Below are 21,868 nucleotides of genomic sequence, written 5' to 3'. Positions count from 1 at the left end.
ATGGGCGGTGGGATGCCGCAAAGCAGAAGATTATAAACGTTCGGGCGGCCCGACGGCCGAGAAGGCGGGAAACGCGAGGGCGAATGGTAAAATTCGCGGATGAAAAAACTCGTGATCCTGATTTCCGGTCGCGGCAGCAACATGGAAGCCATCGTCCGCGCATGCGCGCAGGAACGCTGGCCGGCCGAGATTGCCGCCGTGATCGCCAACCGGCCCGATGCGGCCGGGCTGGCTTTTGCCGCGTCGCACGGGGTGGCGACGGCGGTGGTCGACCACCGGTCGTTCGACGGCCGCGACAGCTTCGACGCCGCGCTCGCCGCCGAGATCGACCGTTTCGCGCCCGATCTCGTCGTCCTCGCCGGCTTCATGCGCATCCTCACGCCCGCATTCGTCAGACGATACGAAGGCCGGCTGCTGAACATCCATCCGTCGCTGCTGCCGAGCTTCAAGGGCATCCACACGCATCAGCAGGCGCTGGATGCCGGCGTCGCGCTGCATGGCGCGAGCGTGCATTTCGTCATTCCCGAGCTCGACAGCGGCGCAATCGTCGCGCAGGGCGCGGTGCCCGTGCGGGCCGGCGACGACGCGGCCGCGCTCGCGCGGCGCGTGCTGACGGTCGAGCATGTGCTGTATCCGCGCGCGGTGCGCTGGTTCGTCGAGGGGCGTTTGCTCCTCGAGGACGGCCGTGCAGTGGTCGCGCCCGAAGAGGCGCGCTGGATTTTCGCGGATCAACCGCAAACCGAAACGAGTGAGGGCGTATGAAGCTGCACGGATTCCTGATTGGCCAGACCGAAACCCTGCTCGCCGAGGTGCTGAAGTTCGCCGGCCCCGCCGACGCGACGACGAGCCGGTTCTTCCGCGCGCACCCGAAGCTCGGGCATGCCGAGCGCGGCGTGATCGCCGAGGCCGTGTTCGCGGTGCTGCGCCGGAAGATGGAGTTTTCGCATCTGGCCGAGAGCGGCACCGGCACGCCCGCGCGGCGCCTGACGCTGCTCGGCCTGATGCAGACGATGGGGCGTAATGCGCTGAAGCCGTTCCTGTCCGACACCGAGTCCGCGTGGCTCGAGCACGTGTCGAAGATCGATCCGGCAAGCCTGCCCGTGCGCATTCGCACGAACCTGCCCGACTGGATTCACCAGGCGCTGTCGGCCCGTTTCGACGCCGACGAGCTTGCGCAGCTCGCCGCCGCGCTGAACTACCCGGCGCCGCTCGACCTGCGCGCCAACGCGCAGAAGGCGAGCCGCGACCAGGTGATCGAAGCGCTGCGCGTGAGCGGTATCGACGCGGGCGCGACGCCGTTCGCGCCGTTCGGCGTGCGCGTGGTCGGCAAGCCGGCGCTGACGCGCCTGAAGCTGTTCGAGGAAGGCGCGATCGAGGTGCAGGACGAAGGCAGCCAGCTGCTGTGCTCGCTGGTCGCGCCGCGGCGCGGCGAGATGGTCGTCGATTTCTGCGCGGGCGCGGGTGGCAAGACGCTCGCGCTCGGCGCGATGATGCGCTCGACCGGGCGCCTCTATGCGTTCGACATCTCGGAGAAGCGCCTCGCGAAGCTGAAGCCGCGCCTCGCGCGCAGCGGGCTGTCGAACGTGAACCCGGTGCTGATCGACAGCGAGCACGACGCGAAGATCAAGCGGCTCGCCGGCAAGATCGACCGCGTGCTGGTCGACGCGCCGTGCAGCGGCCTCGGCACGCTGCGCCGCAATCCGGACCTGAAGTGGCGCCAGACGCGCACCGCGATCGATGAGCTGACGCCGAAACAGGCATCGATCCTCGCGAGCGCCGCGCGGCTCGTGAAGAAGGGCGGCCGGCTCGTCTACGCGACCTGCAGCGTGCTCGACGCCGAGAACGAGCGCATCGTCGAGCAGTTCCTCGCCGATCACCCCGAGTTCGTGCTGGTGCCCGCGCAGCAGGTGCTGGCCGACCAGCGCATCGAGCTCGAGACGGGCGACTACCTGTCGCTGTGGCCGCACCGCCATGCGACCGACGGCTTCTTCGCCGCGGTGCTCGAACGCCGCGCCGCGCAGTAACGACCGGACGGACGATGGAGAATCTGCAGAGCCGCCTGCTGTCGCACCGGCTGGAATCGGTGATTCGCGATTTCCACCAGCCGGTGATGATCTGGCAGGCGGCGATCCTCGTCGGTGCGCTGTGTTTCGCATGGGTGGCCGCGCGTTTCGTGCACGGCCGGATCGATGCGCGGCGGCGGGCGGCCGGGCGCGCGCCCGGCGCGGGCGCGCAGAGCCTGAAGCGTGCGCTGTTTCCGCTGTTCGGCAGCGTGTTCGTCGGCGGCGCGCAGCTCGCGTTCGAGCCGTTCATGTCGACCTCGCTGCTGTCGCTCGCGCTCGTGCCGCTGTTCGGCATCGGGCTGATCTACGTGCTGTTCTTCTTCGCGCGGCGCGTGTTCGCACGCGACGGCCACACGCACGCGTGGCTGTCGATCGTCGAGAAGATCGTGTCGACCGTCGTGTGGGCCGCGATGGTGATGACGGTGCTCGGCATCCAGCGCGATGTGCTCGGTTGGCTCGACAGCGTGCAGTTCCGGGTCGCGACCGCGCACCTCACGCTGCTGTCGGTGATCTCCGGCGCGCTGTGGGTGTGCGTGACGCTGATGGTCGCGATGTGGCTCGGCTCGGTGCTCGAGGATCGCCTGTCGCGCGCGAGCACGCTCGACGCGAACCTGAAGGTCGTGCTGTCGCGGGTCGGCCGCGCGCTGCTCGTGTTCGCGGCGATCCTGATCGGGCTGTCGCTCGTCGGCATCGACGTGACGGTGCTCGGCGTATTCGGCGGCGCGGTCGGCGTCGGCCTCGGCTTCGGGCTGCAGAAGATCGCGAGCAACTACGTGTCGGGCTTCATCATCCTGCTCGACCGCTCGTTGCGGCTCGGCGATGCGATCAGCGTCGGCGGGCTGCAGGGCGTCGTCACGCAGATCCGCACGCGCTACACGGTCGTGCGCGGCCTCGACGGCAACGAGACGCTGATCCCGAACGAGAAGCTGATCACCGACGTGGTGCAGAACCAGTCGTCGTACCTGACGCGCGGCTATGCGAAGGTCGCGGTGCAGGTCGCGTACACGAGCGATGTCGAGCAGGCACTCGCGTTGCTCGCCGACGCGGCGAAGGACGTGCCGCGCGTGCTGGCCGAGCCGGCGCCGACCCCGTACCTCGTGAGTTTCGGCGCGGACGGGATCGATCTGGAGCTCGGCTTCTGGATCGAGGATTCGGCGAAAGGCACGTCGGGCGTGCGCTCGAGCGTGAACCGCAACATCTGGCGGCTGTTCGGCGAGCACGGAATCTCGATTCCGTTTCCGCAGCGCGAAGTGCGCGTGGTCGGGCTGCCGGACGGCTTTCCCGCGGCGGGCGCGGCGGCCGGGCGCGAGCCGGCGGCGGCCAACGGTGCGCTGGACGGGCACGCGCCGGCGGCGTAGCGGGCGCGGGCGGTCAATCGTACCGATTCCGCGGCCGAAACCGGATCGCGGGCCTTTCCGAGTCCGCACATGGACCGCGCGGATTGCGTCAGGGCAAGAAAATATTCATTTTTTACAAAGACTTGGAACGGTTGAAGTAAAATTCTGGTCTACACGCGGTATGCTTTCATTCTTCTGACGCCAGCGTGGCGTCGCTCTCATCACGGGTAACTGCCTTGTTGAATTCTGTGCTCGATTTTCTTTCCCACGGGCTCCTGCATTTTTCGTGGTGGCAAGTCGCGTTGTTCGCGCTCGCCGTCACGCACGTCACGATCATCGGCGTGACCGTCTACCTGCACCGCTGCCAGGCGCACCGCGCACTGGAGCTGCATCCGATCGCGAGCCACTTCTTCCGGTTCTGGCTGTGGATGACCACCGGCATGCTGACCGGCCAGTGGGCCGCGATTCACCGCAAGCACCACGCGAAGTGCGAGACCGAGGAAGATCCGCACAGCCCGCAGACGCGCGGCATCTGGAAGGTGTTCCTCGAAGGCGCCGAGCTGTACCGCGCGGAAGCGAAGAACGAAGAGACGATGCGCAAGTTCAGCCACGGCACGCCGAACGACTGGCTCGAGCGCAATGTGTACTCGAAGTACCCGATTCTCGGCATCAGCATGATGATGGTGATCGACGTCGCGCTGTTCGGCGTGCTCGGCCTGACCGTGTGGGCCGTGCAGATGGTCTGGATTCCGTTCTGGGCCGCTGGCGTCGTGAACGGTTTCGGTCACTTCTGGGGCTATCGCAACTTCAACTCGGCTGACGCGAGCACGAACCTGTTCCCGTGGGGCATCGTGATCGGCGGCGAGGAACTGCACAACAACCACCACACGTTCGCGACGTCGGCGAAGCTGTCGAACAAGTGGTACGAGTTCGACATCGGCTGGATGTACATCCGCATCATGTCGGCGTTCGGTCTCGCGAAGGTGAAGAAGGTCGCGCCGACGCCGCGCCTGAACAAGCCGAAGACGGTGCTCGATCAGGAAACGCTGCAGGCCGTGCTGTCGAACCGCTACGAAGTGATGGCGCGCTACGGCAAGGCCGTGAAGCGTGCGTACCGTCAGGAGCTCGCGCATCTGAAGGAACTCGGTTCGAGCGAGAAGTACCAGCTGATGCGCGGCGCGCGCAAGTGGTTCCACAAGGACGCCGACGGCCTCGACGAGCCGCAGAAGAAGCTGCTGCCGGAAATCTTCGCGAACAGCCAGAAGCTGCATACGTACTTCCAGCTGCGCCAGGATCTCGCCGCGATCTGGGATCGTTCGACCGCGTCGCGCGAACAGCTTCTCGCGCAATTGCAGGATTGGTGCCATCGCGCAGAACAAAGCGGCATCAAGGCGCTGCAGGAATTCGCGACACGCCTGCGTCGCTACGCCTGATTCGAAATCGATTAGAATCTCAGGACGTCACAAACCCCGCGTTGGCGGGGTTTTTTCATTTGGGCCGCCGGTTTTTGAAGGATCGGCGGCGCCGGGATTGGTATGAGGTTTGGGGCAGGAGATATGGAGATGCAATCGACGATCAAACCCGTCGAGTACGACCGGCCCGTCGCAGCAGGGACCGTGTGCGGCGTCGGACAGGCATGGGCCAAGGTGCCCGACGCGCCGTCCGCCGAGGAGCGCGCTGCGCTGAAGGCGTGCATCAAGGCGTTGCTCGCCCGTGAAAAGGCCGTGCTGGTCGCCCACTACTACGTGGATGCCGAACTGCAGGAGCTGGCCGACGAAACGGGCGGCTGCGTCGCCGATTCGCTCGAAATGGCCCGCTTCGGCCGCGATCACGACGCGCAGACGCTGGTCGTCGCCGGCGTGCGCTTCATGGGCGAAACCGCGAAGATCCTGAGCCCGAACAAGCGGATCCTGATGCCCGACCTCGACGCGACCTGTTCGCTCGACCTCGGCTGCCCGGTCGACGAATTCTCGGCGTTCTGCGATGCGCATCCGGACCGTACCGTCGTCGTCTACGCGAACACCAGCGCGGCCGTGAAGGCGCGCGCGGACTGGATGGTCACGTCGTCGATCGGCCTCGAGATCGTTGCCGACCTGCATGCGCGCGGCGAAAAGATCATCTGGGCGCCGGACCGCCACCTGGGCAGCTATATCCAGAAGAAAACCGGTGCCGACATGCTGCTGTGGCAGGGCTCGTGCCTCGTCCACGACGAGTTCAAGGGCATCGAGCTCGACCTGCTGCGCGCCGAATATCCGGACGCGAAGGTGCTCGTGCATCCCGAGTCGCCGGAAAACGTCGTGGCGCAGGCCGATGTCGTCGGTTCGACCACGCAACTGATCGACGCGGCCGTCAAGTTCGACGCGAAACGCTTCATCGTCGCGACCGATCTCGGCATCCTGCACAAGATGCAGCTTGCCGCGCCCGGCAAGACCTTCATCGCCGCGCCGACGGCCGGCAACAGCGCGACCTGCAAGAGCTGCGCGCACTGCCCGTGGATGGCGATGAACGGCCTCGCGAACCTCGCCGACGTGCTCGAACGCGGTCACAACGAGATCTTCGTCGATCCGGCGATCGGCGAGCGCGCGCGTTTGCCGATCGACCGGATGCTCGAATTCGCGGCTGCACACAAGAAGCGCGTGCAGGCGAGCGGCGACCTGCAGCGCGACCAGCAACTGTTCGCGAACGTGGGGCCCGCATGAGCAACGCCGTCTCCCCGCTGTTCGACGCCGTCCGCGCCCAATACGGCGCGGCATTCGACGAAGCGATCGCGCGCAACGTGGCCGATGCGATCGCCGAAGACGTCGGCCCCGGCGACCAGACAGGGCGCCTCGTGCCGGCCGGCGAGCGCCGCCGTGCGCGGATCATCGTGCGCGAGGAAGCCGTGCTGTGCGGCGTGCCGTGGTTCGAGGGCGTGATCGCCCGGATCGATCCGTCGATCGTCGTGCAATGGCGCTATCGCGAAGGCGACCGGATGACGCCGGATTCGACCGTGTGCGAACTCGAAGGGCCGGCGCGCGCGCTGCTGACGGCCGAGCGCAACGGGCTGAACTTCCTGCAGTTGCTGTCGGGTGTCGCGACCGCGACGCGCCGTTACGTCGATCGCGTCGAAGGCACGCGCGCGAAGATCCTCGACACGCGCAAGACGCTGCCGGGGCTGCGGCTCGCGCAGAAGTACGCGGTGCGCGTGGGCGGCGGCGAGAACCAGCGTCTCGCGCTGTACGACGGCATCCTGATCAAGGAGAACCACATCGCGGCGGCAGGCGGTGTCGGCGAGGCGCTCGATGCGGCGTTCGCGCTGGAGTCGGGCGTGCCGGTGCAGGTCGAAGTCGAGACGCTCGCGCAGCTCGACACGGCGCTCGCGCATCGCGCGCAGTCGGTGCTGCTCGACAACTTCACGCTCGACATGATGCGCGAAGCGGTGCGCGTGACGGCGGCCAGGGCCGTGCTCGAAGTGTCGGGCGGCGTCAATTTCGATACGGTGCGTGCGTTCGCGGAGACGGGCGTCGATCGTATCTCGATCGGCGCGCTGACGAAGGACGTGCGGGCGACCGACTATTCGATGCGGATCGTCGACTGACCGAACGGGGTTCGTCAGACAAAAAGCCGTTGGCGCGTACACGCCAACGGCTTTTTTTTGCGCCGCTACCGCCGCCGGGAAGGGCAGCGCGCCGCTCAGCGGCGCGAGCGCGGCGTGAGCACGCTCGGCAGCGCCTTCGGCAGCGTATGCGGCCAGTCGCGGCTGTAGTGCAGCCCGCGGCTTTCGCGACGCGAGTACGCGCTTTTCACGATCAGCGTGGCCACATCGACGAGGTTGCGCAGTTCGAGCAGATCGCGCGTCACGCGGAAATTCGCGTAGTACTCGTGGATCTCGTCGCGCAGCAGCGACAGCCGGTGCTTCGCGCGCTCGAGGCGCTTGTCGGTGCGCACGATGCCGACGTAGTTCCACATCAGGCGGCGCAGTTCGTCCCAGTTGTGTGCCACGACGACTTCCTCGTCCGCATCCGACACGCGGCTTTCGTCCCATGCGGGCAGTGCGGTGGGCGTTTGGGCGTCGAAGCCGGCCGCTTCGATCGCCTCGGCCGCCGCGCGGCCGATCACGAGGCATTCGAGCAGCGAGTTGCTCGCGAGCCGGTTCGCGCCGTGCAGCCCCGTGTACGACGTTTCGCCGACCGCATACAGGCCGGCGAGATCGGTGCGTCCCGCGAGATCGGTGACGACGCCGCCGCACGTATAGTGCGCGGCCGGCACGACGGGGATCGGTTGTTTCGCGATGTCGATGCCGAATTCGAGGCAGCGCGCATGAATCGTCGGGAAATGTTCGCGCAGGAACGCTTCCGGCTGATGGCTGATGTCGAGATACACGCAGTCGATCCCGCGCTTCTTGATCTCGAAGTCGATCGCGCGTGCGACGATGTCGCGCGGCGCGAGCTCGGCGCGCGGATCGTGCGCGGGCATGAAGCGCGTGCCGTCGGGCAGCTTCAGCAGGCCGCCTTCGCCGCGCACGGCTTCCGAAATCAGGAACGACTTCGCGTACGGATGGAACAGGCAGGTCGGGTGGAACTGGATGAATTCCATGTTCGACACGCGGCAGCCGGCCCGCCATGCCATCGCGATGCCGTCGCCGGTCGCGGTGTCGGGGTTCGTCGTGTACAGGTAGACCTTGCCGGCACCGCCGGTGGCGAGCACCGTATGCGGCGCCTCGATCGTGATCGTGCGGTCGTGGTCGACGTCGAGCGCATACAGGCCATGACAGCGGCGGCAGGGCAGGCCGAGCCGGTCCGACGTGATCAGGTCGATCGCGTGGTGGTTTTCGAAGAACGTGATGTTCGGATGCTGGCGCGCGCGCGCCGACAGCGTCGCGAGCACCGCATGGCCGGTCGCATCGGCCGCATGGATGATCCGGCGGTGACTGTGGCCGCCTTCGCGCGTCAGGTGAAAGCCGAGTTCGGCCGCGTCGTCCTTCGTGAACGGCACGCCTTGCGAGATCAGCCATTCGATGGCTTCGCGGCCGTGCTCGACGATGTAGCGCGTCGCGCCTTCATCGCACAGCCCGCCACCGGCGACCAACGTGTCGTCGACGTGGTTCTCGATGCTGTCCGCCGAGTCGAGGACTGCCGCGATGCCGCCCTGCGCGTGATCGCTTGCCCCCTCCATCATCGAACGTTTCGCGATCAGCGCGACACGTCGCGTGCTGGCCAGGTTGAGTGCGACCGACAGCCCTGCCAGGCCGCTGCCGACGATCGCCACGTCGAATTTCATGCTGCATCTCCATCGTTACGCTTTTTGATCCTGCGTTCCGTCGGTCGTCGCCGCGGAAAGGAGAGAGCATACCGCGTCGGGCCCGAGCGCGTGCATGCAAAACTGCGCGCCAAAACAAAAAGCCCCGCAGGTGCGGGGCTTTTCGGTCGCCGTCAGGCTGGCAGAAACCGGAGATTACTTGATCTTGGTTTCTTTGTATTCCACATGCTTGCGGACGACGGGATCGAACTTCTTGATCGCCATCTTTTCCGGCATGTTGCGCTTGTTCTTCGTGGTCGTGTAGAAGTGACCCGTACCAGCGGTCGACTCAAGCTTGATCTTGTCGCGGGCGCCTTTTGCCATGATTCTGCTCCTTGGGCTTAGGCTTCGCCGCGTGCGCGCAGGTCAGCGAGCACGGAATCGATGCCGTTCTTGTCGATCAGGCGCAGACCGGCGTTCGAGACGCGCAGACGCACCCAGCGGTTTTCGCTCTCAACCCAGAACCGGCGGTTTTGCAGGTTCGGGAGGAAGCGGCGCTTCGTCTTGTTGTTGGCGTGGGAAACGTTGTTGCCGCTCATCGGCGCTTTCCCAGTTACTTGGCATACGCGTGCCATGAGAGCACTCCTAATACGCTAAATTCGGGGTTCGATCGCCGGTGAAGGTTCCATCGCACCGCCACGTGATCCATGGCTGCACTCAGAACGCCGTAGCCCTTACAGACAAGGCCCTTCGATGGCTAGAACTGGTTGGAAAAAAGACAGACGGCGATTCTAGCAGAAAAAGTTCAGAAAAATCAAACCTAATTTCGCTTCGCCGTTGCGGCGCCCTGGGGAAGGGCCGCCGCGCCACAGTCTACAGCCAACCGGCCCGCGCGAACGAAAAAGTATCGCTGACGCCGACGACGACGTGATCGAGCAGCCGCACGTCGACGAGCTCGAGCGCGTCTTTCAGCACGCGGGTCAGGCGGCGGTCTTCCGCGCTCGGCTGCACCGCGCCCGACGGATGGTTGTGCGCGACGATCAGCGCCGCGGCGTTCTGTTTCATCGCCTGGCGCACGATCTCGCGCGGGTAGACGGCCATGCGCGTGAGCGAGCCGCGCGCGATTTCCTCGATGTCGATCATGCGGTTGCGGGCGTCCAGGTAGACCGCGACGAACACTTCGTGCGGGAGCGTGCCGATCTTCATGCGCAGGCAATCCTCGACGGCGCCGGGCGAATCGATCTGCATGCCGTCCCGGGCCTTTTCCTCCAGCATGCGCCGGGCGATCTCGGTGACCGCGACCAGCCGCGCGGAGCGCGCGGGGCCGATGCCGGGGTGCGCCTCGAAATCGTCGGCGCCCGCTTCGAGCAATCCGCGCAGCGACTTGTATTGATCGATCAGTTCGCGGGCGATGACGAAGACGTCGTGACCGGGCTTGCCGGTGCCGAGCAGCAGCGCGATCAGCTCGTCGTCGGTCAGCGCGGCCGGCCCGCGCTCCAGCAGTCGTTCGCGCGGCCGCTCGGGCCGCCAGTCGGCCGGGCGGCGCTTGCGCCGGTTGATCGGGATGACGCGGGCCGGCGAATCGGCCGGCGCGTCGGCGGTGTCGCGGCATTCGGCCGACGGCAGGATGAGGCAGGGTGACGGCATGGTCTGAACTCCATTGGCGGCGGGCGGCATGCGCGACGTCGTCGCACTTTCCGCCTTGCACGCTCAGGTGACTTACAATATTGGCTTTGCGCCGGGCCATTCGGCCGTAGCGGGCGCCGACCGAACGAGTAATTCATGAGCCTCATCGATCTATCCGAAGTGAAGCCCGGTTCCCACGTCACGTTGCATTACCGGCTCGCACTGGCCGACGGCGCCGACATCGTCAACACCTTCTCGGACAAGCCGGCCACGCTGTTGCTGGGCGCGGGGCAACTGGCGCCGTCGCTGGAACAGATTCTGCTCGGGCTCCGGGTCGGCGACCACTCGACTTTTCAGCTAGCGCCCGAGCAGGGGTTCGGTCCCCGCAATCCCGACATGCTCCAGCGCGTGACGCTGTCGACGCTGCGCGAGAACGGGATGGTCGGCGACGACTTCACGCCGGGCGAACTCATCGAGTTCAACGCACCGGATGGCGGTCGCTACGCGGGGGTGCTGAAGGAAGTCGGCGAGACCTCCGCGCTGTTCGACTTCAATCATCCGCTCGCGGGCCAGGCGCTCACGTTCGAAGTGAAAATCATCGGAATCCTGTAATCATGAGTACCACCGATACGCTGTCCGGGCAGACCGTCGCCGCCGACGCCGAAATCCTGCTGGCCCAGCCGCGCGGTTTCTGCGCGGGCGTCGACCGCGCGATCGAGATCGTCGAGCGCGCCATCGCGATGCACGGCGCGCCGATCTACGTGCGTCACGAAATCGTCCACAACAAGTACGTGGTCGAGGATCTGAAGAAGAAGGGCGCGATCTTCGTCGAGGAGCTCGAGGAAGTGCCGGCCGGCAATACCGTGATCTTCAGTGCGCACGGTGTGTCGAAAGCCGTGCGCGACGAGGCCGACGTGCGCGGCCTGCGCATTTACGACGCAACCTGCCCGCTCGTCACGAAGGTGCACGTCGAAGTGGCGAAGATGCGCCAGGATGGCGTCGACATCGTCATGATCGGGCACAAGGGCCATCCGGAAGTCGAAGGCACGATGGGCCAGGTCGAGCGCGGCATGCACCTCGTCGAAAGCGTCGAGGACGTACAGAAGCTCGAGCTCGCCGATCCCGAACGCATCGCGCTCGTCACGCAGACGACGCTGTCCGTCGACGACGCGGCCGAGATCATCGGCGCGCTGAAGGCGAAATATCCGAAGATCCGCGAGCCGAAGAAGCAGGACATCTGCTACGCGACGCAGAACCGCCAGGACGCGGTGAAGTTCATGGCGCCGCAATGCGATGTCGTGATCGTGGTCGGCAGCCCGAACAGCTCGAACTCGAGCCGGCTGCGCGAAGTGGCCGAAAAGCGCGGCGTGGCCGCGTACATGGTCGATGCACCGGACCAGATCGATCCGGCGTGGGTCGCCGGCAAGCGCCGCATCGGCGTGACGGCCGGCGCGTCGGCGCCCGAGGTGCTCGCCCAGGCCGTGATCGCGCGGCTGCGCGAACTCGGCGTGCGCAACGTCCGCGCACTCGACGGCATCGAGGAAAACGTGTCGTTTCCGCTGCCGCGCGGGTTGAACCTGCCGCCCGCCGCCTGATTGCCGCATCGCACCCCGCGGAACACCGAAGCGCGCCTTCCCGGCGCGCTTTTTTTGTGCCTCGAAATTCATATCGCAACCATTATTCCCAGCGATGGTGCAACCCGGTTGCTCCCGGCGCGCGCAATCGTGTCTCAAAATTGGTTGCAATGCAGGAAAACCCCATCGAATCAGGAATATTGGCGGCCTATAAATGGAGTTACAATGCGCCCGTTTTCAAGCCGGAATGGCTTTGAAACGGGTTTTGGCAAGGCGCGGGAGACCATTCAATGCATGTGAAGTTGGCTTACGCCGTGTCCGTCGCCGCACCGGTTGCAATGCTTGCCGGGTGCAGCAAAAAGAGCGACGACGGGGCGGGCAGGAAGGCTGCGGGGTTCGCGGCACCATCGGCCAGCGGCGTGCGCGCCGCCGGAACCGGACGGGCGGCGCCATCGGCGCGCCGTATCGTGCAACAGGGCAGGGACAAGGAAAACGGGGCACGTTTGACGATCGAGGACATCAACGCGCTTGGACCGGCGACCGGTCCGGCAGCGGGCATGCCGGCTGCATCGCGGCAAGCCGCCGGTCGACGGAAGCCGGACGATCGCGGCGTTGCCGGCAGCGTGCCGACGCCTCTGTTCCCCCTTCAATTCGATTCGACGAAACAGCGCGCCGCCGCGACCGACCGTGTCGTGGCGCGCCGTCTGGTTCGTACGATGGATTCCGATGCAGTCCTGACGAACGTCGGGCGCGGCCGTCGCAACGCCTTGTCGGGCGACGCGGCGCGGAATCCGATCCGTCCTGGCGCGATGCTTGCATGGCACCGGACGGGCCAAGGCACGGATGCCGGGAAACCGGACGACGGCCGTCTCGGCATGCTGCCCCACGACTTCAAGGAGGCCACGAACACCGTCCTCGATGTCGTGACGATTTAGCGACGGGACTCATGACGGCACCGGAACAGTGCGGTGCCGTTTTTGTATCCGCTCCGGCGGCAGGTCCGGCCGTACAGGCCGGGCGGCGCGCGCCGGGACGATCCACCCTTACCGGTATCGACTAGTACCCGCAGTGTCGCCGAGAAGGCGCGATTCCTCGCTTACCCGCGGGGCGCAACGTCCTCCGGCAGCATGGGCCAAGGAGCTTTAAATGGATATTTTCGTCCAGCAGGTTCTCAACGGGCTGGTGCTCGGCAGTGTGTACGCCATCATCGCGTTGGGATACACGATGGTGTACGGCATTCTCGGCATCATCAACTTCGCGCACGGCGACGTGCTGATGATCGGCGCGATGGTCGCGCTGTCGGCCATCACCGTGCTGCAGAACCACTTTCCCGGACTGGGCAACGTCGCGACGCTGACGATCGGCCTGGGCATCGCCGCGGTCGTCTGTGCGTTCGTCGGCTTCACGATCGAGCGCGTCGCGTACCGGCCGCTGCGCCGCGCGCCGCGCCTCGCGCCGCTGATCACCGCGATCGGCGTGTCGATCCTGCTGCAGACGGCTGCGATGATCATCTGGTCGCGCAACCCGCTGCCGTTCCCGCAATTGCTGCCGACCGACCCGATCAACGTGATCAAGGCCACCGACACGACGCCCGGCGCCGTGATCTCGGTCACCGAAATCGTGATCATCGCGGTCGCGTTCCTCGTGATGGGCGGCCTGCTGCTGCTCGTGCACAAGACCAAGCTCGGCCGCGCGATGCGCGCGATCGCCGAAAGCCCGAATACGGCGAGCCTGATGGGCGTGAACCCGAACTTCGTGATCTCCGCGACGTTCATGATCGGCTCCGCGCTCGCCGCGCTGGCCGGCGTGATGATCGCGTCCGAATACGGCAACGTGCACTTCTACATGGGCTTCATCCCCGGCATGAAGGCGTTCACGGCCGCGGTGCTCGGCGGGATCGGCAACCTCGGCGGCGCGATGGTCGGCGGCGTGCTGCTCGGCCTGATCGAGCAGCTCGGGGCCGGCTACATCGGCAACCTCACGGGCGGCGTATTCGGCAGTAACTACCAGGACGTGTTCGCCTTCGTCGTGCTGATCATCGTGCTGGTGTTCCGTCCGTCCGGCCTGCTGGGCGAACGGGTCGCGGACCGCGCGTAACGGAAGGGGAGCAAACAACATGACATCCATTCAACCGATCGAATCGTCGACGTCGCTCGTCGAAGAGCGCAACACCGCCAAGACCGTCGTCATCGGCCTCCTCACTGCGGTCCTCGTGATCGCCGCGCCGATCGTGATCGGCTCGGCCGGCGGCAACTACTGGGTCCGCGTGCTCGACTTCGCGATGCTGTACGTGATGCTCGCGCTGGGCCTGAACGTGGTGGTCGGCTTCGCCGGCCTGCTCGACCTCGGCTACATCGCGTTCTACGCGGTGGGCGCGTACACGGCGGCGCTCCTGAGCTCGCCGCACCTGACCTCGCAGTTCGAGTGGATCGCGGCGCTCGCGCCGAACGGGCTGCACGTGCCGTTCCTGCTGATCGTGCCGATCGCGATGGCGCTCGCGGCGACCTTCGGGATCCTGCTCGGCGCGCCGACGCTGCGCCTGCGCGGCGACTACCTGGCGATCGTCACGCTCGGCTTCGGTGAAATCGTCCGGATCTTCATGAACAACCTCGACCGTCCGGTGAACATCACCAACGGCCCGAAGGGGATCACGGGCATCGATCCGGTGCACGTCGGCGGCTTCAACCTGTCGCAGACGCATACGCTGTTCGGCTTCCAGCTGCCGTCGGTGTACATGTACTACTACCTGTTCGTGCTCTGCTCGCTGCTGGTGATCTGGGTGTGTACGCGTCTGCAGCACTCGCGTATCGGCCGCGCGTGGGCCGCGATCCGCGAAGACGAGATCGCCGCGAAGGCGATGGGCATCAACACCCGTAACGTGAAGCTGCTCGCGTTCGCGATGGGCGCGTCGTTCGGCGGCCTGTCGGGCTCGATGTTCGGCGCGTTCCAGGGCTTCGTGTCGCCCGAGTCGTTCACGTTCTGGGAATCGATCGTCGTGCTCGCCTGCGTGGTGCTCGGCGGCATGGGCCACATCCCGGGCGTGATCCTGGGCGCGGTGCTGCTCGCGATCTTCCCCGAATTCCTGCGCTCGACGATGAGCCCGCTGCAGCACGCGCTGTTCGGTCATGACATCGTCGATACGGAAGTGATCCGTCAGGCGCTGTACGGCCTCGCGATGGTGATCATCATGCTGTATCGCTCGGAAGGCCTGTGGCCCGCGCCGAAGCATGAGGACAAGATCGCGAAACTGGCGAAGCGCAACAGCAAGAAGCCGGTGCGCGCGTAACCTACGGACAAGGGGATAAACACATGAGCGACAAGCAAATCCGACTGTCCGTCTCGGGCGTGAACAAGCGCTTCGGCGGGCTGCAGGCGCTGTCCGACGTCGGCCTGCAGATCAAGGAAGGCGAGATCTACGGGCTGATCGGCCCGAACGGCGCCGGCAAGACCACGTTCTTCAACGTGATCACGGGCCTTTACACGCCGGACTCCGGCGACTTCAAGCTGGACGGCACGAACTACACGCCGACGGCCGTGCACCAGGTGGCCAAGGCCGGCATCGCGCGTACGTTCCAGAATATCCGCCTGTTCGGCGGGATGACGGCGCTCGAGAACGTGATGGTGGGCCGTCACGTGCGCACCAAGCACGGGCTGCTCGGCGCGGTGTTCCAGACGCCGGCCGAACGCCAGGAAGAGCGCGAGATCAAGGAACGCGCGATCGAGTTGCTCGACTACGTCGGCGTGCTGCAGTACGCCGACTACACGTCGCGCAACCTGTCGTACGGTCACCAGCGCCGGCTGGAAATCGCCCGTGCATTGGCGACCGACCCGAAGCTGCTCGCGCTCGACGAGCCGGCAGCCGGGATGAACGCGACCGAGAAGGTCGAACTCACGCGCCTGCTCGACAAGATCCGCTCGGACGGCCGCACGATCCTGCTGATCGAGCACGACGTGAAGCTCGTGATGGGGCTGTGCAACCGGATGACGGTGCTCGATTACGGCAAGGTGATCGCCGAGGGTCTGCCGCAGGACGTGCAGAAGAATCCGAAGGTGATTGAGGCATATCTCGGCGCAGGGGTGCACTGATGGCAGCGGCAATGTTGAAAATCAAGGGCTTGCAGGTCAACTACGGCGGCATCCAGGCCGTCAAGGGCGTTGACATGGAAGTCCGCCAGGGCGAGCTCGTGACGCTGATCGGCGCGAACGGCGCCGGCAAGACCACGACGATGAAAGCGATCACCGGCCTGAAGCCGTATTCGGCCGGCGACATCGAATACGACGGCAAGTCGATCAAGGGCGTGCCGTCGCACGAGCTGCTCAAGCGCGGCCTCGCGATGGTGCCGGAAGGCCGCGGGATCTTCGCGCGGATGTCGATCATCGAGAACATGCAGATGGGCGCGTACCTGCGCAACGACAACGACCAGATCAAGAAGGACGTCGACCGGATGTTCGGCTTCTTCCCGCGCCTGAAGGAACGGGCGACGCAGCTCGCGGGCACGCTGTCGGGCGGCGAGCAGCAGATGCTGGCGATGTCGCGCGCGATTCTGAGCAAGCCGAAGCTGCTGCTGCTCGACGAGCCGTCGATGGGCCTGTCGCCGATCATGGTCGAGAAGATCTTCGAAGTGGTGCGCGAGATCTCGAAGGAAGGCATCACGGTGCTGCTGGTCGAGCAGAACGCACGCCTCGCGCTGCAGGCAGCCGACCGCGGCTACGTGATGGATTCGGGCACGGTCACGATGGAAGGCGACGCGAAGCAGATGCTCGACGATCCGAAGGTGCGCGCCGCGTATCTGGGCGAGTAAGCGATCGAACGAACGAGTCCGGTTGCGCGCGTCGCACCCGGGCTGTCGAAAGCCGTTACGGGAAACCGTGACGGCTTTTTTTCGTATGGGGCGATTCGCGTCGAACTCCGCGCGCGCAGGCGACTCCATTCGACTATTGGATCGTGCATGCGGCTGGCGCGCCGACTGCCCGCAGCCCGCAGCCCGCAGCCCGCAACCCGACACACGGGCCGCGTAGCATCGATTACCCATCGGCACACGGAGAACGCGCATGAGTCTGGACTACGGTTTCGTGAAGGCGAAGGTGAAGTCGGTCGCGAAGCTGAAGGGTTCGCCGCACGGCAGCGAGATCCAGTATCACGTTCACCTGACGCTGGCGCTGCCGGCAGGCGACTGGGACGTCGCGATCAACGTCGGTACCAACGACGCGGACGACCTGCTGAACTACAAGCTCGTCTACGATTTCCATCATCCGCTCACGCAGACGCTCGTCGCCGCGGCCGAAGGCTACACGGACCTGACCGGGCACACGGCGTTGCCCGCGCTCGACTACCTGCGCAGCGACATCCTGAACGACACGGGCGCGTGGCGCGCGAGTGCGGTGATGGACGGCACCGAGCATCCGGAGCCGATCCCGTCGCTGCTGCGGCTCGTGAACGCCGCGCAGTCGCAGGGGCTCGACGTCGTCGTGTTCGGCCGCACCTATGCGCAAGGCAACGGGATCCACGACGCGCACATGAACCAGGGCTCGACGGGCCCGAACTACCTGCATCGCGCGGGCGACGACCACAACGACCACAACGACGTGTGGCAGGACGGCGCGCTGCTCGTGCGCGTGAGCGACACGCAGTGGGCCGCGTATTTCGCGGCGTTCGAGCAGCAGGCCGTGCCGACCGATGCGCTCGGCAATCCGCTGCCGGGCGCGGGGCCCATCACGCGCTGAGCCGCGCGGCGGCCGGCGGCGGTTTTACGCGACCGGCAGCGTCTTGCCGAACGAGATGCGTTCCTCGACGCGATAGCCGAGCGCCGCGTAGAAGCGGCATGCATCGTCGTTGCCGGGCAGCACCTGCAGGTTGATCTTCATGCAGCCGCGCGCGGCGAGCGCGCGTTCCGCATGCGCGATCAGCGCGCGGCCGACGCCGAGCCGGCGCGCGTCGTTCGCGACGCCGAACGAGTAGAGCCAGCCGCGATGTCCGTCGAAACCGGCCATCAGCGTGCCGACGACGCGCGCGCCGCTGATCGCGACGAAGAACAGTTCCGGCTGCGTCGCGAGCTTCAGCTCGATCGATCGCAGCGGATCGCGGTGCGGCGGCGCACCGGCCTCGTCGTACTGCGGGAACGCGTCGCGCCATACCGCGAGCACGGCATCGGTGTCGGCGCGTTCGAACGGGCGGATCGCGACAGCATCGGCGGCGGCATCCATCGCGGCGGTCTCCTTACAGCGTGTCGAGGATCGACCGCAGCATCGCCATCATCTGGTCGATTTCCTCGGTCGTCACGTTCAGCGCGGGCATGAAGCGCAGCAGGTTTGGCCGGGCGGCGTTCAGCAGCAGGCCGTCCGGCTGCATGTCGCGCGCCTTCTCGACGATCTGCGGGCCGATGTCCTTGCCGAGCAGCAGCGCGCGCAGCAGGCCTTCGCCGCGTTCGCCCTCGAAGCCGCGTTCCTCCGACAGCTCGAGCAGCTTGCGCTTCAGATACTCGCTGCGCGCACGCACCCCTTCGAGGAAGCCGGGTGCGACGAGCTGCGAGATCACCGAATAGCCGACCGCCGTCATCAGCGGGTTGCCGTTGTACGTGCCGCCCTGGTCGCCGGCCTCGAACACCGCGACGTCGGCCTTCGACAGCAGCGCGCCGAGCGGTGCGCCGCCACCGATGCCCTTCGCGAGCGTCATCACGTCCGGCTCGATGCCGGACAGCTCGTACGCGAACAGCGTGCCCGCGCGGCCGCAACCGCTCTGCACTTCGTCGACGATCAGCAGCAGGTTGTGCTGCTTCGTCAGCGCGCGCAGCGCCTGCATGAATTCACGCGTGGCCGGGATCACGCCGCCTTCGCCCTGGATCGGCTCGAGCATCACGGCGACGGTCTTGTCGGTGATCAGCTTCTCGACCGACTCGATGTTGTTCAGCTCGGCCTTCGGGAAGCCCGGCACCTGCGGCGCGTAGATCGTGTCCCAGCCCGGCTTGCCGCTGGCCGACATCGTCGCGAGCGTGCGGCCGTGGAAGCTGTGGTCGAACGTGATGATCTCGTACGCGCCGTTCCTGAACTTGCGGCCCCACTTGCGCGCGAGCTTGATCGCGCCTTCGTTCGCCTCGGCGCCGCTGTTCGTGAAGAACACCTTGTCGAACACGCTGTGCTGCGTGAGCAGGCCCGCGAGCTTCGCCATCGGCTCGTTGTAGAACGCCGGCGACGGATTCAGCAGCTTGTCGGCCTGCGTCTTCAGCGCTTCGACGATGCCGTCGTTGCAGTGGCCGAGGCTGTTGACGGCCCAGCCCTGGATGAAGTCCAGATAGCGCTTGCCCGTGTGATCGTAGAGCCACGAACCCTTGCCGTGCGTAAACACGATGTCGGGGCGGTTCGTGATGTACATCAGCGAGTCGATCGGATAATCGTTCAGGGGCATGGCAGCAGACTCCAGCGGGCGTTGAAAGGGAAACGGGCAATAAAAAAGCCACGGAAGGCCGTGGCTGGTGGGTCGAACAGCTTGTGCGTAACCGGTGAAGCGGAGGAGGGTTACGCGCGAGTCCGTGACGAGCCGGCGGCATCCGGGCGGAGCGGCGAGCGGCGACGTCGGAGAGCGGACAGGAAGCGGTTCATGTGCGCAAGCATAAGGCATCCCGCGCCCCACTGTAAACCGCCGCGATGCCACGGATGTGACACGGCGGCGCGCAGCGGGGCGCGGGCGCGCCCGGCGCTCAGACCGGATGCGCGAGGTCGGCGGCGCTCGTGAACGAGTCCGCGTAGAACTCGTCGGCCGGCAGCGCATGGTGCTGCGTGAAGTCGCGCTGCGCGGATTCGACCATCACCGGTGCGCCGCACGCATAGACCTGGTGGCCGGACAGATCGGGCAGGTCCTCGATCACCGCGCGATGGACGAAGCCCGTGCGGCCCGTCCACCGGTCGGCGTCGTCCGGCTCGGAGAGCACCGGCACGTACTTGAAGTTCGGGATCTCGCGCGCCCATTGCTCGGCGAGTTCGGCGAGATAGATGTCCTTCTTGCGGCGCGCGCCCCAGTAGAGCGTCATCGGACGCGTGATGCCCGAGTGCTTCACGTGCTCGATGATCGCCTTGATCGGCGCGAAGCCGGTGCCCGACGCGAGCAGCACGATCGGCTTGTCGGAATCCTCGCGCAGGAAGAACGTGCCGAGCGGGCCTTCGAAGCGCAGGATGTCGCGCTCCTTCATCGCGCCGAACACGTGGTCGGTGAACTTGCCGCCCGGCATGTGGCGGATGTGCAGCTCGATCGGGCCTTCCTCGTGCGGCGCGTTCGCCATCGAGTAGCTACGGCGCGAGCCGTCCTTCAGGATGAATTCGACGTACTGGCCCGCGAGGTACTGCAGGCGTTCGTTGGCCGGCAACTGCAGCTTCACGACCATCACGTCGTCCGCCTTGCGTTCGAGCGCGGCGATCCGGCACGGCAGCTTCTTCACCTGCACGCCGTCGACGCCGGCGATTTCCCGCACGTCGATCTCGAGATCGCATTGCGCCTTCGAGCAGCACAGCAGCGCGAGGCCGCGCGTGCGTTCGTCGTTGGACAGCGCCGACGCGGCGTGCGGGCCCTGTTCGATCTGGCCCGACACGATCTGGCCCTTGCAGGAGCCGCACGCGCCGTTCTTGCAGCCGTACGGCAGATGGACGTTCTGGCGCAGCGCGGCCGCCAGCACGGTTTCGTCCGACTCGACCTGGAATTGCCGGCCGCTTTGCTTGAGAGTGACGTTGAATGCCATAGAACCAAACTAGAACAAAATGGGGGGACCGTGCATGTCGCGCACGGCAGCTACAATGCAAAACCGTTGCGCGTCGCGCAACGGCGGCTACTGATCTCGCAACCAACATGATCGCGACACGAATCCTGCGCCGGCCGCGCGTACTGATCGTCGGCTGCGGCGACGTCGGCATGCGCTGCGTCGCGCAATGGCGTGACGCGCGCCCCGACCTGCGCATCCTCGCGCTGACGAGCCACCCGGCTCGCCGCAGCGAACTGCGCGCCGCGGGCGCGACACCGATCGTCGGCGACCTCGATCGCCGGGCGACGCTCGGCCGCCTCGCGGGCCTTGCCCGCACGATCCTGCATCTCGCGCCGCCGCCATCCGACGGCCGCGACGACCGGCGCACGCGTGCGCTGATCGCCGCAACGTCCATGCCCGCGCGTCGGCCGGCGGTACCGCCGGCACCGGCGGTCGGCCGGCTCCGAACGCTGCGCAGCGCGGCGCGACAGGCCGGCGCGCCCGTTCGGGCAGCGCGTATTGTACCCGAGGGGCTTCGCGCGCCGACGCTGGTCTACGCCAGCACGACGGGCGTCTACGGCGACTGCGGCGGCGCGCGCATCGACGAAACGCACCCGCTGCGCCCCGCTAACCCGCGTGCGTTCAGGCGCGTGTCGGCCGAGCGCCAACTGCGTGCGGCGACGGTGCGCGGCGTGCTGTCCGCGCGCATCGTGCGCATTCCCGGCATCTATGCGGCGAATCGCCTGCCGGTCGCGCGGCTCGAGCGCGGCACGCCGGCGCTTGAGCCGGCCGACGACGTGTACACGAACCACATCCACGCGGACGATCTCGCGGCGATCCTGCGCCGTGCGGCCGAGCGCGGCAAGCCGGCGCGCGCCGTGCACGCATCGGACGATACCGAACTGCGGATGGGAGAGTATTTCGACCGGGTCGCGCAGGTGCTCGGCCTGCCGAAGCCGCCGCGCGTCAGCCGCGCGGACGCGGAGCGCGTGCTCGAGCCGACGCTGCTGTCGTTCATGCGCGAGTCGCGGCGCCTGTCCAACGCACGGCTCAAGGCCGAATTGTGCGTGACGTTGCGCTATCCGACCGTAGACGATTTCCTTCAAACGCTCGCGCCGGGCGGTACGTCAGGTGAGCGCCGGTAACGCCTCGATCAGCAGGAAGCACAGCAGTGCACCGATCAGCGCGCCGATCAGATTCGGATGATATTTGTGCTTCAGATGCATCGCGGCCAGCAGGCCGCCGATCACGATGACGCCGATGACCGCGAACGCGATCATCACCGACGACAGTTCGAAAGAATGGTTGATGTTCATGATGTCTCC

At 66.4% G+C, this 21,868-nt stretch carries 23 protein-coding genes; 15 read left to right on the top strand and 8 right to left on the bottom strand.

What is annotated here, in order from left to right:
- The first annotated feature begins 99 nt into the window (after nucleotides 1–99).
- The 6 genes from purN (at nucleotide 100) to nadC (ending at nucleotide 6,977) form a co-directional block, all read left to right on the top strand.
- Complete coding sequence (gene purN / locus HWX55_RS16845; RefSeq protein ID WP_175976541.1) at nucleotides 100–762, top strand: phosphoribosylglycinamide formyltransferase; 663 nt, start codon at nucleotides 100–102, stop codon at nucleotides 760–762.
- Nucleotides 759–2,024: an RsmB/NOP family class I SAM-dependent RNA methyltransferase gene (locus HWX55_RS16840; RefSeq protein WP_050017541.1), complete on the top strand. Its 1,266-nt coding sequence runs from the start codon at nucleotides 759–761 to the stop codon at nucleotides 2,022–2,024. Before purN ends, HWX55_RS16840 begins: the two co-directional genes overlap by 4 nt.
- A 14-nt stretch (nucleotides 2,025–2,038) precedes the next feature.
- Nucleotides 2,039–3,421 (top strand): mechanosensitive ion channel domain-containing protein, encoded by a 1,383-nt coding sequence (locus HWX55_RS16835; protein WP_175976540.1) that lies wholly within the window; start codon nucleotides 2,039–2,041, stop codon nucleotides 3,419–3,421.
- A gap of 215 nt (nucleotides 3,422–3,636) precedes the next feature.
- On the top strand, nucleotides 3,637–4,833 hold the full coding sequence (locus HWX55_RS16830; RefSeq protein WP_089488751.1) for an acyl-CoA desaturase: 1,197 nt from the start codon (nucleotides 3,637–3,639) through the stop codon (nucleotides 4,831–4,833).
- A gap of 129 nt (nucleotides 4,834–4,962) precedes the next feature.
- Entirely contained in the window at nucleotides 4,963–6,099 is a 1,137-nt protein-coding gene (nadA, locus tag HWX55_RS16825; RefSeq protein ID WP_175976539.1) for a quinolinate synthase NadA, read from the top strand.
- Nucleotides 6,096–6,977 (top strand): carboxylating nicotinate-nucleotide diphosphorylase, encoded by an 882-nt coding sequence (gene nadC, locus HWX55_RS16820; RefSeq protein WP_050017538.1) that lies wholly within the window; start codon nucleotides 6,096–6,098, stop codon nucleotides 6,975–6,977. Before nadA ends, nadC begins: the two co-directional genes overlap by 4 nt.
- Before the next feature lie 95 nt (nucleotides 6,978–7,072).
- Here nadC and nadB read toward each other — a convergent pair whose 3' ends face one another.
- The 4 genes from nadB to radC form a co-directional block, all read right to left on the bottom strand.
- Nucleotides 7,073–8,659 (bottom strand): L-aspartate oxidase, encoded by a 1,587-nt coding sequence (nadB, locus tag HWX55_RS16815; RefSeq protein ID WP_175976538.1) that lies wholly within the window; start codon nucleotides 8,657–8,659, stop codon nucleotides 7,073–7,075.
- 174 nt (nucleotides 8,660–8,833) lie between these two features.
- Complete coding sequence (gene rpmG, locus HWX55_RS16810) at nucleotides 8,834–9,001, bottom strand: 50S ribosomal protein L33 (RefSeq protein ID WP_006478046.1); 168 nt, start codon at nucleotides 8,999–9,001, stop codon at nucleotides 8,834–8,836.
- Nucleotides 9,002–9,018: 17 nt separating this feature from the next.
- The gene (gene rpmB, locus HWX55_RS16805; RefSeq protein ID WP_004186391.1) at nucleotides 9,019–9,252 is read right to left on the bottom strand and encodes a 50S ribosomal protein L28; all 234 of its coding nucleotides are present in this window, start codon (nucleotides 9,250–9,252) and stop codon (nucleotides 9,019–9,021) included.
- A gap of 238 nt (nucleotides 9,253–9,490) precedes the next feature.
- Nucleotides 9,491–10,264, bottom strand: coding sequence for a DNA repair protein RadC (radC, locus tag HWX55_RS16800; protein WP_050017535.1), 774 nt, complete (start codon nucleotides 10,262–10,264; stop codon nucleotides 9,491–9,493).
- 135 nt (nucleotides 10,265–10,399) lie between these two features.
- Between radC and HWX55_RS16795 the strand changes: the two genes are divergently transcribed.
- The 8 genes from HWX55_RS16795 (at nucleotide 10,400) to HWX55_RS16760 (ending at nucleotide 17,541) form a co-directional block, all read left to right on the top strand.
- A complete protein-coding gene (locus tag HWX55_RS16795) occupies nucleotides 10,400–10,855 on the top strand; it encodes a peptidylprolyl isomerase (RefSeq protein ID WP_034186308.1) in 456 nt (151 codons plus the stop codon).
- A gap of 2 nt (nucleotides 10,856–10,857) precedes the next feature.
- Nucleotides 10,858–11,838, top strand: a complete 981-nt coding sequence (ispH, locus tag HWX55_RS16790) for a 4-hydroxy-3-methylbut-2-enyl diphosphate reductase (RefSeq protein ID WP_006488968.1) — start codon at nucleotides 10,858–10,860, stop codon at nucleotides 11,836–11,838.
- Nucleotides 11,839–12,107: 269 nt separating this feature from the next.
- A complete protein-coding gene (locus tag HWX55_RS16785) occupies nucleotides 12,108–12,752 on the top strand; it encodes an amino acid-binding protein (protein ID WP_175976537.1) in 645 nt (214 codons plus the stop codon).
- Between the two features lie 211 nt (nucleotides 12,753–12,963).
- Complete coding sequence (locus HWX55_RS16780) at nucleotides 12,964–13,914, top strand: branched-chain amino acid ABC transporter permease (RefSeq protein WP_021160758.1); 951 nt, start codon at nucleotides 12,964–12,966, stop codon at nucleotides 13,912–13,914.
- A 19-nt stretch (nucleotides 13,915–13,933) separates the two neighbouring features.
- Entirely contained in the window at nucleotides 13,934–15,103 is a 1,170-nt protein-coding gene (locus HWX55_RS16775) for an ABC transporter ATP-binding protein (protein ID WP_006488940.1), read from the top strand.
- Nucleotides 15,104–15,126: 23 nt separating this feature from the next.
- Nucleotides 15,127–15,903 (top strand): ABC transporter ATP-binding protein, encoded by a 777-nt coding sequence (locus tag HWX55_RS16770; protein ID WP_050017531.1) that lies wholly within the window; start codon nucleotides 15,127–15,129, stop codon nucleotides 15,901–15,903.
- A complete protein-coding gene (locus tag HWX55_RS16765) occupies nucleotides 15,903–16,619 on the top strand; it encodes an ABC transporter ATP-binding protein (protein WP_050017530.1) in 717 nt (238 codons plus the stop codon). The genes HWX55_RS16770 and HWX55_RS16765 overlap by 1 nt, the downstream gene beginning before the upstream one ends.
- Before the next feature lie 250 nt (nucleotides 16,620–16,869).
- Nucleotides 16,870–17,541, top strand: a complete 672-nt coding sequence (locus tag HWX55_RS16760; RefSeq protein WP_175976536.1) for a DUF2278 family protein — start codon at nucleotides 16,870–16,872, stop codon at nucleotides 17,539–17,541.
- Between the two features lie 24 nt (nucleotides 17,542–17,565).
- Here the strand turns inward: HWX55_RS16760 and HWX55_RS16755 are convergent, their stop codons facing one another.
- The 3 genes from HWX55_RS16755 to HWX55_RS16745 form a co-directional block, all read right to left on the bottom strand.
- Nucleotides 17,566–18,021 (bottom strand): GNAT family acetyltransferase, encoded by a 456-nt coding sequence (locus tag HWX55_RS16755; protein WP_175976535.1) that lies wholly within the window; start codon nucleotides 18,019–18,021, stop codon nucleotides 17,566–17,568.
- A gap of 13 nt (nucleotides 18,022–18,034) precedes the next feature.
- Nucleotides 18,035–19,219 (bottom strand): acetylornithine transaminase, encoded by a 1,185-nt coding sequence (locus HWX55_RS16750; protein ID WP_175886135.1) that lies wholly within the window; start codon nucleotides 19,217–19,219, stop codon nucleotides 18,035–18,037.
- 292 nt (nucleotides 19,220–19,511) lie between these two features.
- Nucleotides 19,512–20,543 (bottom strand): CDP-6-deoxy-delta-3,4-glucoseen reductase, encoded by a 1,032-nt coding sequence (locus HWX55_RS16745; RefSeq protein ID WP_050017525.1) that lies wholly within the window; start codon nucleotides 20,541–20,543, stop codon nucleotides 19,512–19,514.
- A gap of 107 nt (nucleotides 20,544–20,650) precedes the next feature.
- Between HWX55_RS16745 and HWX55_RS16740 the strand changes: the two genes are divergently transcribed.
- Nucleotides 20,651–21,688: an NAD-dependent epimerase/dehydratase family protein gene (locus tag HWX55_RS16740; RefSeq protein WP_175976534.1), complete on the top strand. Its 1,038-nt coding sequence runs from the start codon at nucleotides 20,651–20,653 to the stop codon at nucleotides 21,686–21,688.
- On the opposite strand, the gene HWX55_RS16735 is transcribed toward HWX55_RS16740, so the two are convergent.
- A complete protein-coding gene (locus tag HWX55_RS16735; protein WP_050017523.1) occupies nucleotides 21,671–21,859 on the bottom strand; it encodes a hypothetical protein in 189 nt (62 codons plus the stop codon). The two genes, HWX55_RS16740 and HWX55_RS16735, sit on opposite strands and share 18 nt — an antisense overlap.
- Nucleotides 21,860–21,868 lie beyond the last annotated feature (9 nt).

It is taken from the genome of Burkholderia sp. BCC1047 (assembly GCF_902833155.1).
Taxonomy (GTDB): Bacteria; Pseudomonadota; Gammaproteobacteria; order Burkholderiales; family Burkholderiaceae; genus Burkholderia; species Burkholderia sola.
Note: the sequence above shows the minus strand (reverse complement) of the source record. Positions and strands in the feature narration are given on the sequence as shown.

Excerpts from the sequence above, each read along its gene's own strand:
- purN (WP_175976541.1), top strand. The coding sequence starts at position 100 with ATGAAAAAACTCGTGATCCTGATTTCCGGTCGCGGCAGCAACATGGAA.
- HWX55_RS16840 (WP_050017541.1), top strand. The coding sequence starts at position 759 with ATGAAGCTGCACGGATTCCTGATTGGCCAGACCGAAACCCTGCTCGCC.
- HWX55_RS16835 (WP_175976540.1), top strand. The coding sequence starts at position 2,039 with ATGGAGAATCTGCAGAGCCGCCTGCTGTCGCACCGGCTGGAATCGGTG.
- nadA (WP_175976539.1), top strand. The coding sequence starts at position 4,963 with ATGCAATCGACGATCAAACCCGTCGAGTACGACCGGCCCGTCGCAGCA.
- nadC (WP_050017538.1), top strand. The coding sequence starts at position 6,096 with ATGAGCAACGCCGTCTCCCCGCTGTTCGACGCCGTCCGCGCCCAATAC.
- nadB (WP_175976538.1), bottom strand. The coding sequence starts at position 8,659 with ATGAAATTCGACGTGGCGATCGTCGGCAGCGGCCTGGCAGGGCTGTCG.
- rpmG (WP_006478046.1), bottom strand. The coding sequence starts at position 9,001 with ATGGCAAAAGGCGCCCGCGACAAGATCAAGCTTGAGTCGACCGCTGGT.
- rpmB (WP_004186391.1), bottom strand. The coding sequence starts at position 9,252 with ATGGCACGCGTATGCCAAGTAACTGGGAAAGCGCCGATGAGCGGCAAC.
- radC (WP_050017535.1), bottom strand. The coding sequence starts at position 10,264 with ATGCCGTCACCCTGCCTCATCCTGCCGTCGGCCGAATGCCGCGACACC.
- HWX55_RS16795 (WP_034186308.1), top strand. The coding sequence starts at position 10,400 with ATGAGCCTCATCGATCTATCCGAAGTGAAGCCCGGTTCCCACGTCACG.
- ispH (WP_006488968.1), top strand. The coding sequence starts at position 10,858 with ATGAGTACCACCGATACGCTGTCCGGGCAGACCGTCGCCGCCGACGCC.
- HWX55_RS16785 (WP_175976537.1), top strand. The coding sequence starts at position 12,108 with ATGCATGTGAAGTTGGCTTACGCCGTGTCCGTCGCCGCACCGGTTGCA.
- HWX55_RS16780 (WP_021160758.1), top strand. The coding sequence starts at position 12,964 with ATGGATATTTTCGTCCAGCAGGTTCTCAACGGGCTGGTGCTCGGCAGT.
- HWX55_RS16775 (WP_006488940.1), top strand. The coding sequence starts at position 13,934 with ATGACATCCATTCAACCGATCGAATCGTCGACGTCGCTCGTCGAAGAG.
- HWX55_RS16770 (WP_050017531.1), top strand. The coding sequence starts at position 15,127 with ATGAGCGACAAGCAAATCCGACTGTCCGTCTCGGGCGTGAACAAGCGC.
- HWX55_RS16765 (WP_050017530.1), top strand. The coding sequence starts at position 15,903 with ATGGCAGCGGCAATGTTGAAAATCAAGGGCTTGCAGGTCAACTACGGC.
- HWX55_RS16760 (WP_175976536.1), top strand. The coding sequence starts at position 16,870 with ATGAGTCTGGACTACGGTTTCGTGAAGGCGAAGGTGAAGTCGGTCGCG.
- HWX55_RS16755 (WP_175976535.1), bottom strand. The coding sequence starts at position 18,021 with ATGGATGCCGCCGCCGATGCTGTCGCGATCCGCCCGTTCGAACGCGCC.
- HWX55_RS16750 (WP_175886135.1), bottom strand. The coding sequence starts at position 19,219 with ATGCCCCTGAACGATTATCCGATCGACTCGCTGATGTACATCACGAAC.
- HWX55_RS16745 (WP_050017525.1), bottom strand. The coding sequence starts at position 20,543 with ATGGCATTCAACGTCACTCTCAAGCAAAGCGGCCGGCAATTCCAGGTC.
- HWX55_RS16740 (WP_175976534.1), top strand. The coding sequence starts at position 20,651 with ATGATCGCGACACGAATCCTGCGCCGGCCGCGCGTACTGATCGTCGGC.
- HWX55_RS16735 (WP_050017523.1), bottom strand. The coding sequence starts at position 21,859 with ATGAACATCAACCATTCTTTCGAACTGTCGTCGGTGATGATCGCGTTC.